This is a genomic window from Lyngbya aestuarii BL J, from assembly GCF_000478195.2.
GTDB classification, from domain to species: domain Bacteria; phylum Cyanobacteriota; class Cyanobacteriia; order Cyanobacteriales; family Microcoleaceae; genus Capilliphycus; species Capilliphycus aestuarii.
Window position 1 is genome coordinate 20,021 of the sequence record NZ_AUZM01000068.1, and the last position, 10,659, is coordinate 30,679.

Sequence of the window (10,659 nt, forward strand, 5' to 3'; positions counted from 1 at the left end):
TTTTAGAGCGAGAATGACCTGATCCGGCGATCGCGTTTATCTCGATGTGCCCAGAGTATATGCTAGCATAGTAGTAGTGGTTTGGTAGGCAATGTGTTTAAGGCGTACAAATATCGACTCTATCCAACAGACGAGCAAAAATGCCAATTGATTCGGTCAATGGGTTCTGCTCGTTGGTTTTACAACTACGCCCTAAACCTAACCTCCGAGACCTACAAAGAGACGGGCAAAGGCTTGAGTCGTAATGACATCATCAAACTTTTACCAGGCTTGAAGAAAAAACACGAGTGGTTGACGGAGCCACCATCGCAATCTTTACAGCAAGTCGCGCTGGACTTGTCGAGTGCATTCTTGAATTTCTTTGAAAAACGGGCAAAATATCCCACTTTCAAAAAGAAACATAACAAGCAATCGATTCGATTCCCTCAAAGTATCGCGTTACAAGGGGACTACTTAAAACTTCCTAAACTGGGAAAAGTTTACTGTAAAGTTTCTCGGCTTCCCGAGGGAAAAATTAAATCGGTAACAGTCTCTTTAGTTCCGTCTGGCGAGTTTTACGCCTCATGCCTGTACGATGATGGCCAAGAAAAACCTACAGCCAATTCTGACGGAAAAGCCGTTGGAATTGATTGTGGGTTGTCGCATTTTGCGATTACGTCTGATGGGGCTAAACATGGTAATCCCAGGTATTACCGGAAGTATGAAGACAAATTAGCGAGGAAACAAAAGCAATTAAGTCGAAAGCAAAAGGGTTCCAATAACCGAAATAAATCTCGAATCAAAGTTGCTAAAGTTCACAGCAAAATAATACGCTGCCGGGAAGATTTTCTACACAAACTAAGTCGTAAATTAGTTGACGAAAACCAAGTCATTGTTGTGGAAAATCTAGCGGTTAAAAATCTGGTCAAAAACCAGAAACTAGCTAAATCAATTAGCGATGCTGGATGGGGTCAGTTTTGCACCATGCTCAAGTACAAAACGGAATGGGAAGGAAAGCTCTACATTGAAGTAGATAGATTTTTTCCTAGCTCAAAGACTTGTCATTTCTGCTTGAATCAAGTCGAAAGTTTGCCGCTTAATATTCGGCAGTGGACTTGTTCTCAGTGCAATACACAGCATGACAGAGATATCAATGCCGCAATTAACATCAAAGATGAAGGTTTACGACTTTTGGCGGGAGGGCATCTCGCTGCTGCTTCTGGAGTTCGAGTTAGACCAAGTAAAGGCACTGCTTTTACGAGGCGTTGAACTGTGAAGGAAGAATCCCTCGTTGAAAACGAGGGAGTTGTCAATCTTCTTCTTGGCAACTCGGATGGGGAAAATTGAGAACGGGAAGACGCTCACCTTGAAAGACGGCTTCGCTACTGCGACTCATCTCTAACATTGTATTTGATACAACTTTACCGCCCATTAACACCAACATCAAGGGTGCTGTTGCCACACTCAGCAGGAAGTCCGATGGAATTTTCATCCCCGGAGTCTCGTCGTGCGGGGAAGCCTCCGATGGGGTTTGATCACGAGATTGCATAGATATTTCCTTTGATTTCTTTAAAATTATTTTAACAGTAGATTTTGATCAAGAAGTGGGGTTTGGGGAGTTGGTGGAGAGCGGAAAAAACTTCTGAGTTCTAATCATCCGGAAAGCTGCATGGCAAGGCTCGAATAACTCATACACCTTAAACACTACAACTCTAAGCTCTAGCACGGTATTATCGAAGACGAAACAGTGGGTCAAGTTTAGTACAATTGGGAGCGTCTTGGCGAAAGATTGGTCAACACTAACACAATGGACTGAAAAAGCAATCGGACTGTCAGATGTCCGGGTGCAAGTCCGGTTACGGGGAAATCACCTGCACGTTTTGTGTGAATCAACTCCGTGTCCCCGTGAAAAAATAGCAGTATCTCAGTTTTCAATCGCACTCGAACAAACGAGTTTGAGTACATTATTACCTCCAGAAGCCCCTCCTGTTTATAAAGTCTTTCTCTGTGGACGTCAATCGGGAGCCAAACGTCCGGAATGGACAGTTAAACTGGAGTGCAATCCTTCTCAAGCAGCCACAAATGAAACCTTAACATTACCCTCACCCCCATCTGAGTCCGATGTCCCGATCACCGAAAAATCGGTCTGGGAGAAACTCGGCGGAATTTGGAGTCGTCGTCCCCCCACAACAGAGGATGAACCTCACGAACACCCCGTAGCAGAAGCAGAGTCTATCTCGACTAAAAACCTGGAAGCCGAAAAAGCACAACCGTTGGAGATGGCTTCCCCTGATCCTGACCCCCGAGAAACGGCTGCTCAAACCCATGAGCCGATTGACCGTAATCCCAGTCCAGCGAGTGATTCTCCCCATAATCGCCCCAACGGTCAACGAAAACTTTCCCCGATAACCGAACGACTCTCAAGCAATCGGAGTGAGTTCAAAAATCCCTCCAGTAGCGTGAATTCCCGAGCAACCGCCACCCAGACCAAACCCTCAGAATCAACCCCGTCAGAGCCGATTCAAGCTCCTCTAACCGTTTCGACAGAAACCCTCGCCCGTCGTGGCCACAGCCAAGCGATCGCCAGTTATCTCAGTGAAATTCTGGGGAATTTAGGCGTCAGCGTGAAAGTCAGTGTTAAAGAACGCTCTAAAAATCGTTCCGCCTCAACAACAGAAACCTCAACCCGTCGTCTGTGGGTGCGTTGTGAATCAGCTTACAGTCCTGATCCGTCTCTACTCGCTGAACCCATCGCCGAACGCTTACGACAATTGCAGCTAGAAAACTTTCGGGATGCTTGTATTTTATTGCAAGTCCAGGGAGAACCCCGGCCTGATTGGATGTTACGCATTGATCTCACCCCTCCGGTTGAAATTCTCAAAAATTGGGCGCGTTGGGGTTCACAGGCCGCTATTGGTCGTATCCTCAATCAAAAGCTAGAGGAGTCCAACGTCAAGGTTCGCGCCACCCTTAAAGAATCCACTCTCCATTTATTTTGTGAAACCCTCACTGCCGAAAAACCCTCCCGTAGCCCAAAAAACAAACACAACGCTCCGGCTAAAGCAAAAGTGATGGCGGCGATCGCTCCAATTCTCGATACCCTTGCCCCCCAGGGAATTCTCGCGGCTACCGTTTATGGGGTTGATGCTCAAAACCCTGCCCAGAGTGTAGAATCTCCGATTTGGATTGATTGGCTCAATCTCCCGGCCTATGAGCATCGAGATTTACAATATCATCCTCTGACTCTTGCTCAACAGGGAAACCTAGAAGCTCTTACTTTTCTTCTCAATCAACTCATTAACCCCGATCTCGATCATCAACTCGCCACAGGTGGAGTGCGGGTATTGCTGCTGCGGAAAGGGAAACTTATGCACGTGATGACCGAAGCACCAACCTGTCCCTCTCAATCCAAAGTGGCTCTCCCCCTAGCGCAATTTCTACGCACCCATAAAATTGAGGGCATTGCAGGTGTGCGAATTTATGGTCGGCGAGCGGGTCAAAAACACCCCTTATGGCGTTATGGAGTGGCGTTGTCTCAACGGAGTCCGAGACTCGATGAACAAGTCAATGGATTTTCCGAGAGTGAGCATCCAGATTTAGTGACTCAAACGGAGGGATTGGTTTGGCGTCCGGATCTGGCTTCAGATGAACTCGAAGATCACGACTCCTTACCCTCAAATCGTCGGAGGCTCGAATGGAGTGATCCCCTAGAATTACTCTCGATGCGGCTACAACAAGGACTACTCGCTACAGGTTTGTTTGTAAGTCGTGAGGCGGTTCTTGCGCCCATGGAAGCTGCGGAAAGTTCTTCCTATTCTAAAACCGGGTTAGCGTTAATTTGGGGGGCAATAGGTTGCTTACTGGCTGTCCAGGTGGACTGGGCGATGGGTCGATTTTTGGAAAATAACCCCCAGTTGGAGATGGCTCGCGCCGCCCAAAATTTGCCTTCTGTAGATCAACCCCCGACCACTTCTCAGCCGGTTTCCGCGATCAAAACAACCACTCCCCCGACGGCTGAATCTCCCGAGGAAAATGAAGTTTTTAATCGCTCGGAATTCCTCAGCCAACCTCAAACGAATCGAACTCAACTCAATGCTTGTCAAACGGCTTCTAATGTTGAGGCGTGTCAACTTTCTCAACTGCTATATCCGTCGTTTAATAGTCCTCAACTCGATGAACAGTTTGCTCGTTATCAAGAATATATTGCCACTGAAAAACGTCCTCCCGATATTCTGATTGTCGGGAGTTCTCGGGCGTTACGAGGGATTGATCCAGATGTTTTAGAAAGGGCATTAGCAGAGGCGGGTTATCCCCAACTCAAGGGGTTTAACTTTGGGGGGAATGGGGCAACGGCGCAAGTGGTTGAGTTAATTGTGCGGCGGATTTTACCTCCTGAACAGTTACCGAAATTAGTGATTGTTGCCGATGGGGTACGGGCGCTTAATGGGGGTCGCACGGATCGCACCTATGAGACGATTGCTGCTTCGGCTGGATATCAAGAAATTGCTCAAGGAACGTTTAGAATTCCGACTCGACAACTCAAATCTTCTTCTGATTTCAAACAAACTCTCCTAACGTTAAAGGAGTTGAGTCAAAATCCCTCAACTGTGATTAAACAAATCCAAGACTGGTTTAATCAACGATTGATTGAAATTTCGGCTTCCTATCCCCAACGAGATCGACTTAAACAGGGGTTTCTCGTGTTGGTTAATCACCAAAATTTACTCACACAATCCCAGGATCTTCCCGATCTTCCCGATGCTGAGGATAATCCGACGTTGGAGAGTCCCCAGTTAGGAAGTAATGGTTTTCTTCCCTTATCGATTCGGTTTGATCCCAAAACTTACTATCAAAAATATTCTCAAGTTTCGGGTTACTACGATCGCGATTATCAAGGGTTTGAACTGAGTGGGGTGCAGACCAATGCGTTGAAAAAGTTAGTTGAATATGTACAGTCTCAGGATGTTGAGATTGTGTTTGTCAATATGCCTCTGACTCAAGAATATCTCGATTCAGTTCGGACTGCTTATGAAGAAAAGTTTCTCGAACATATGCAGCAACTCGAAGCGGAAACGGGGTTAATTTTTGTCAATCTGGCTTTTGAGTGGTTGGATACTTATGAATATTACTCTGATCCGAGTCACCTCAATCAATACGGCGCAGCAGCCGTCGCAGAACTATTGGTGCAAAAGCAACAGATTTCTTGGCCGACGAGTCGTTAGGGTTGCGACACAACCAGGATTGCAAGTTAGAATTGTGAATAGAAATCGAGCCAATTAAAAGCTTTGATCAGAAACTTAGACGTTTTGATGAGAATTGCTATATTATCCCTCTGTTTCTAATGTGCTGAATATTTTTTATTGTTTGAAGATCCCTACTCCTACCTTCTGTTGATATTAAGTTGAATTATTAGGAATGACAAAAGTGAAGACATTTTTTACTCTGTTTAGTCTCTCGATACTGCTAACTTTTGCATTATCAGGCTTACACATTCATCCGCTCAACGCCGCTACTGCATTCCCCTCTTGGCTTATTGCTCAGGAACAACCTACCGCTAACAAAACCTTTGAGGAAATTGTTCAAAATAGTCAAAAACAAGAAGGATTATTTACACTTTATCACAATCAAGAAGCCGGAAAAGTTTATCTCGAACTCACGCCTGAACAATTTCAAAAAAATTATCTCTGTTTTATTAGTTTAGAATCGGGAATTGGTGAAGCAGGGATCGTTCGGGGAAAGCATTTGAATGATTTTTTATTCCAGTGGCGACTTCAAAATAAAAAAGTGCAGCTTGTGGTTCCAAATATTAACTTTAGAACCCAACCGAATGATCCCCAAAGCCGTTCTATTAGCCGTTCAGTTAGTGATTCAGTTCTCTATTCACTTCCGATTCTCAGCACTCATCCCGAACGTCAAACCATATTGATTGATTTGAGTCGTGTGATTACTAGCGATCGCGATTTATCTAATTTAGGCAATTATTTCTCTAGATTTCTCGGTTCAAACTATAGTATTGACGCGGAAACATCCTATATTTATCAGGTGCAAACGTTTCCACTTAATGTTGAGATAGAGTCAGTTTTTGGCTTCTCTCAAAATAGTGGAAGTCGAGGTAGAAATTTATCTTCGCTTCCCGATAGTCGCGCTTTTAATCTCAATGTTCGCTATAGTTTAATCGAAGTTCCGAGCGAAAATAGTTATCATCCTCGGCTTGCTGATGAACGAGTCGGATACTTCACGAGTACCTACAAAGATATTTCTAATTCGACAGGTCGTTCTCCGTTTGTCCGTTATATTAATCGCTGGAATTTAGAAAAAAAAGATCCAAATGCTTCTCTTTCTCCTCCCGTTAAACCGATAGTATTTTGGATTGAAAATAGCGTTCCTTTGGAATATCGAGAAGCTATCAAAGAAGGGATATTAATGTGGAATAAAGCCTTTGAAAAAGCGGGATTTCAAGATGCAGTTCAAGTTCAACAAATGCCCGACGATGCCACTTGGGACCCGGCAGATGTTCGTTATAATACAATTCGTTGGTCTACGTCTTTTCAACCCTTATTTAATGGCTATGGCCCTTCTCATGTGAATCCGTTAACGGGTCAAATTTTAGATGCCGATATTGTGATTGAAAGCAATCAGTTTCTAAGTTGTATGAGGGAATTGGTGTTTTGGTTGAAAATAATCAACAAAATAATAATCAACAAAATGGCATCTCTGAAATGAGTCGAAATCCTTGTGAGTTAGGACGGTTATCTCTCGCTGAAGTCACTTCCGACTCCCACTCAAATTTATCTTCTGATGTTTCTTCAGAACATTTATGCTTTGGATTTGAGTCTAACCGTCAGTTAGCAACGGGTGCAATGGCGATGTCATTATTACAAGGTGTGAACCCAAATAGTCCACAAATTAAAGACTACGTTCACCAATATTTAAGATTTCTCACCGCCCATGAAGTCGGTCATACATTGGGACTCAGACATAATTTTCATGGTAGCACTTTACTTTCGCCAGAACAACTCAATGATACAAATATTACCCACAATTTGGGATTAGTCGGATCAGTAATGGATTATGTTCCTGTCAATCTCGCCCCCAAAGGAGAACCTCAAGGCGATTATTTTCCGATTATTATTGGGCCGTATGATCAATGGGCAATTGAATATGGTTACACCCCAATTCTTGCTAATACTCTCTATCAAGAAAAGCAAGTTTTAAAAGAAATTGCTCAACGATCTGGTGAACCTGAACTTTCTTTTGCCACTGATGAAGACTTTTGGGGAGTATTTCTTGATCCGGCTGCCAATGTGTTTGATTTGAGTAGTGATATGCTGCAATATTCACAATGGCAACTTGATAATGCGATCGCCATGTGGGAGCGTTTAGAAAGCCATTCTCCGCGTGCAGGTGAGGGATATGACCAAGTTCGACGGATGTTTGAAACCATCTTTGGCTACTATCAAAATCATGCGGAAAATATCACTCTTTATATTGGGGGTCAGTCGTTTAATCGTAACCGAATTGGTGATCCAAATGGACGATTACCTTTTGAACCGATTCCTGTTAATCAACAGCGTGAGGCATTAAATACATTACAGAAATATGTGTTTTCTGAAGAAGCGTTTCAATTCTCACCTCAGTTATTGAATAAACTTGCACCTTCCCGTTGGCAAGATTGGGGAAATCCTGATGTAAATTCTTCTTTAGAATATCGGATTGGCGATCGCATTTTGTGGTTCCAGAAATCTATTCTAGAAGAAATTTTAGCACCAACTCGTTTGGTGAGGTTACGAGATTTAGAATTAAACACTTCACAGAATAATTCCCTAGCAATGCCGGAGTTATTTGAAGCGTTGCAAAATAGTATCTGGACTGAAGTGTTGGAAGCGGATAAAGGAATAGAAATTTCAGGAATTCGGCGATCATTACAGCGTGAACACTTGAATTTATTAACTAAAATGGTGTTGCGTGAAGTGAATGTTCCTGAAGATGCGTTAACCTTAGCTTGGTTTCAGTTAAAGCAGTTACAAGAAGTTTTGGAGCGAACCTTAGAAAAACAGAATGATCGGATGGATGCTTACACTTTGGCGCATTTAGAAATGACACGCGATCGCATTGTTAAAACGTTGGGAGCGCAGTTACAAACGAATTAGTTTCTAATGTTAGGAGCGCTTTGAGAAGTAAAAGAGACGCGCACGATTCACGTCTCTTCTACACAGAAATCAATTCTATTATTGGCAGTCAATCAAACTACACAAAGATGAAGTAATCCTCCTCTAAACTGGGGAAAGGTGTTCCTTGAATAATGGCAACTAATTCATCGTTATCTCCAACAGTTCGGTAAAGGGCGGCTCCATCGGGTAAACCGGATGGTCGTTCATCTAAGCGATAATCTTGACGAGAACCGTTTAACTGAATGAGATCTTCGTCGGCGTTAAAATCGCCAATTAAAGCGTAATCATTCAAACCGGAAACTGTTGCATCGCCATCATCATAATAGGCTTGTAAACTGTCTCCTAAACTGAAAGTATCGGAACCTTCACCGCCAAATAAAGTATCAATTTCGCCATTTCCGGCATCAATTTCGTTGGGGTCAACGCCGATTAAAAAGTCGTTTCCGCGATCGCCTTGAAGAATATCATTACCGCTATCTCCTTCGAGGGTATCGTTTCCTTGACCTCCGTAAAGGGTATCCTCTCCATCTCCGGCTTTGAGAATATCTGTTCCTTCATTACCGTTCAGCCAGTCGTTATCATCCTCGCCATAAAGGTAATCATCGCCCAAATCCCCAAACAAAGTATCTTGTCCAACTTGACCCCGCAATGTGTCATCATCTTGACCTCCGTAGAGGAAATCATTTCCATTTCCCCCTTCGATAAAGTCATCATCTTGATTACCAAATAAGATATCATTTCCGTCATTTCCAAACAGGTTATCATCTTCGGCTCCACCAAAGAGTAAATCTGCACCCTCAAAACCTCGGAGAATTTCGCTTTCCTCGGTTCCAATTTCAATGTCATCGTCGCTACTACCTGCAATACTTTGACCGGATATTTGAGGAACGGAGGGTTCGGGTTCGGGTTCCGGTTCGAGTTCCGGTTCTAAAGTGGGTTCCGGTTCGGGTTCCGGTTCGGTCGTCGGTTCGGGTGATGGGGTAACAATTGGAGGAGCGACAATAGGAGTTGGTGTCGGGCTTGGAGTTAATTCAGGTTCGGGAACAGGTTCGGGTGTGGGTTCGGGTTCGGGAACAGGTTCGGGTGTGGGTTCGGGTTGAGGAACAGGTTCGGGTGTGGGTTCGGGTTGAGGTTCGGGTTCAGGAACAGGTTCGGGTTCAGGTTCAGGAACAGGTTCAGGTTCGGGCGTAGGTTCAGGCGTAGGTTCAGGAACAGGTTCAGGTTCGGGCGTAGGTTCCGGTGTGGGAGTAGGTGCAGGAGTTGAAGAATTTATCAGTTCAAAAGCAAAGTTGTAATTACCTGTACCATTTGTGCCAAAATCTAGATTATGATTATCTAAAATCAGCGTGTAGGTTCCGCCAGTTTCCAAAACCGCCTGAAGCCCAAATAGCGGCACATCTTCTTCTGATTCGACAAAGGTTCCATTGGGATCATACAGACGTGCCTCAAGTTCAAAGGGAAACCCTGAGTCAGAAGCATTCATATTAAAGAAGTCTCCTGCTTGTGCCTCAAATGTATAGGTATCAATCTCCCCAAACCGATCTATACTGCCGGAAATCACCTGATTAGGATTGGCAGGAATCGCACCGATGGGATCAGGGATACGCTGAAGCATCAGTCCATAGTTCCCAGTATTAGGATTATCAGCGTCTCCCACCAGAATTGTATATGTACCTCCACTCGAACTGTTAAATGAGAAACTTTTTCCTCCGTTGTCAGATAGATTTTCCAATCCTTCGGTAATCAGGATGCCGTCAGAATTGAATAATTCAACATCAGGAGCAATTGAGGGATCTCCAAAACCGGAAGTATTCAAGAAAATTTTATCCCCTGGCTGGATTTCAACAGTATATACATCTTCCTCTCCGACAATGCTTAAGTTTCCGGCCGCATATTCACCTACGTTGATTGGAGTTGCACCAACAGGATTATTAGTACGTTGAGCAAAAACGGTATAGCGACCTGTACCATCGTCAAACTCATCTTTAACAGAAAGCTCAATCGTCGTATCTTCAGATGCAGAAATCTGATACTCTTTTTTGTCCAGAATAGAACTGTTTTCTACATTTTCAATAGTTGTGGTGTTTTGGTTTAAAGAGACTGTTGCAGAAGTGAAAAGACCATCATTTATAACGAGATCGGCTACAGCCACATACACCTGATCTCCTGCGGCTAAATCTAATGTATAGGTATCCTCTTCGCCAGGAACGCTGATTTCTCCTGTGATTGGAACACCAAACGTTATTGAAGTCATAATATTATCCTCATGTAAGATTTTAGATGTACAAATCAGAGTGTCTGGGGACTCACCCCATCAAAATAGAGCCTCTACCTCTCTATCAGTTCAAAGTGTGAGTTTTTACGTCTTTGGAGAAAGATTGCTGTTAATAGCCAGCGATCGCCAATCTTGTAGGTTGGGTTTCGTTACCTCAACCCAACATTATTGTTTCCCTTTTTCTGTGGATGTGTCGGGTTGCACTTCGTTTAACCCAACCTACTTTTTATTGCC

At 43.9% G+C, this 10,659-nt stretch carries 6 protein-coding genes; 4 read left to right on the forward strand and 2 right to left on the reverse strand.

Annotated elements, in window-relative coordinates; translation table 11 throughout:
• Positions 1–93 precede the first annotated feature (93 nt).
• Positions 94–1,248 carry an RNA-guided endonuclease TnpB family protein gene (locus M595_RS21880; protein WP_023068653.1) on the forward strand — a complete coding sequence of 385 codons (1,155 nt, stop codon included), beginning with the start codon at positions 94–96 and terminating at the stop codon, positions 1,246–1,248.
• 40 nt (positions 1,249–1,288) lie between these two features.
• On the opposite strand, the gene M595_RS21885 is transcribed toward M595_RS21880, so the two are convergent.
• Positions 1,289–1,528 carry a hypothetical protein gene (locus M595_RS21885; RefSeq protein WP_023068646.1) on the reverse strand — a complete coding sequence of 80 codons (240 nt, stop codon included), beginning with the start codon at positions 1,526–1,528 and terminating at the stop codon, positions 1,289–1,291.
• Between the two features lie 229 nt (positions 1,529–1,757).
• On the opposite strand from M595_RS21885, the gene M595_RS21890 reads away from it, so the two are divergent.
• The 3 genes from M595_RS21890 to M595_RS21900 all read left to right on the forward strand — a co-directional run bounded on the left by M595_RS21890 (position 1,758) and on the right by M595_RS21900 (position 8,129).
• Complete coding sequence (locus tag M595_RS21890; RefSeq protein WP_052001850.1) at positions 1,758–5,201, forward strand: DUF1574 family protein; 3,444 nt, start codon at positions 1,758–1,760, stop codon at positions 5,199–5,201.
• Positions 5,202–5,394: 193 nt separating this feature from the next.
• Positions 5,395–6,702 carry a DUF5117 domain-containing protein gene (locus tag M595_RS21895; protein ID WP_023068662.1) on the forward strand — a complete coding sequence of 436 codons (1,308 nt, stop codon included), beginning with the start codon at positions 5,395–5,397 and terminating at the stop codon, positions 6,700–6,702.
• Positions 6,648–8,129: a zinc-dependent metalloprotease gene (locus M595_RS21900; RefSeq protein WP_238987121.1), complete on the forward strand. Its 1,482-nt coding sequence runs from the start codon at positions 6,648–6,650 to the stop codon at positions 8,127–8,129. Before M595_RS21895 ends, M595_RS21900 begins: the two co-directional genes overlap by 55 nt.
• 97 nt (positions 8,130–8,226) lie before the next feature.
• Here the strand turns inward: M595_RS21900 and M595_RS31275 are convergent, their stop codons facing one another.
• Entirely contained in the window at positions 8,227–10,404 is a 2,178-nt protein-coding gene (locus M595_RS31275) for a calcium-binding protein (RefSeq protein WP_023068663.1), read from the reverse strand.
• Positions 10,405–10,659 lie beyond the last annotated feature (255 nt).

Coding starts and splice junctions, on each gene's coding strand:
- M595_RS31275 (WP_023068663.1), bottom strand. CDS start 10,404: ATGACTTCAATAACGTTTGGTGTTCCAATCACAGGAGAAATCAGCGTT.
- M595_RS21895 (WP_023068662.1), top strand. CDS start 5,395: ATGACAAAAGTGAAGACATTTTTTACTCTGTTTAGTCTCTCGATACTG.
- M595_RS21885 (WP_023068646.1), bottom strand. CDS start 1,528: ATGCAATCTCGTGATCAAACCCCATCGGAGGCTTCCCCGCACGACGAG.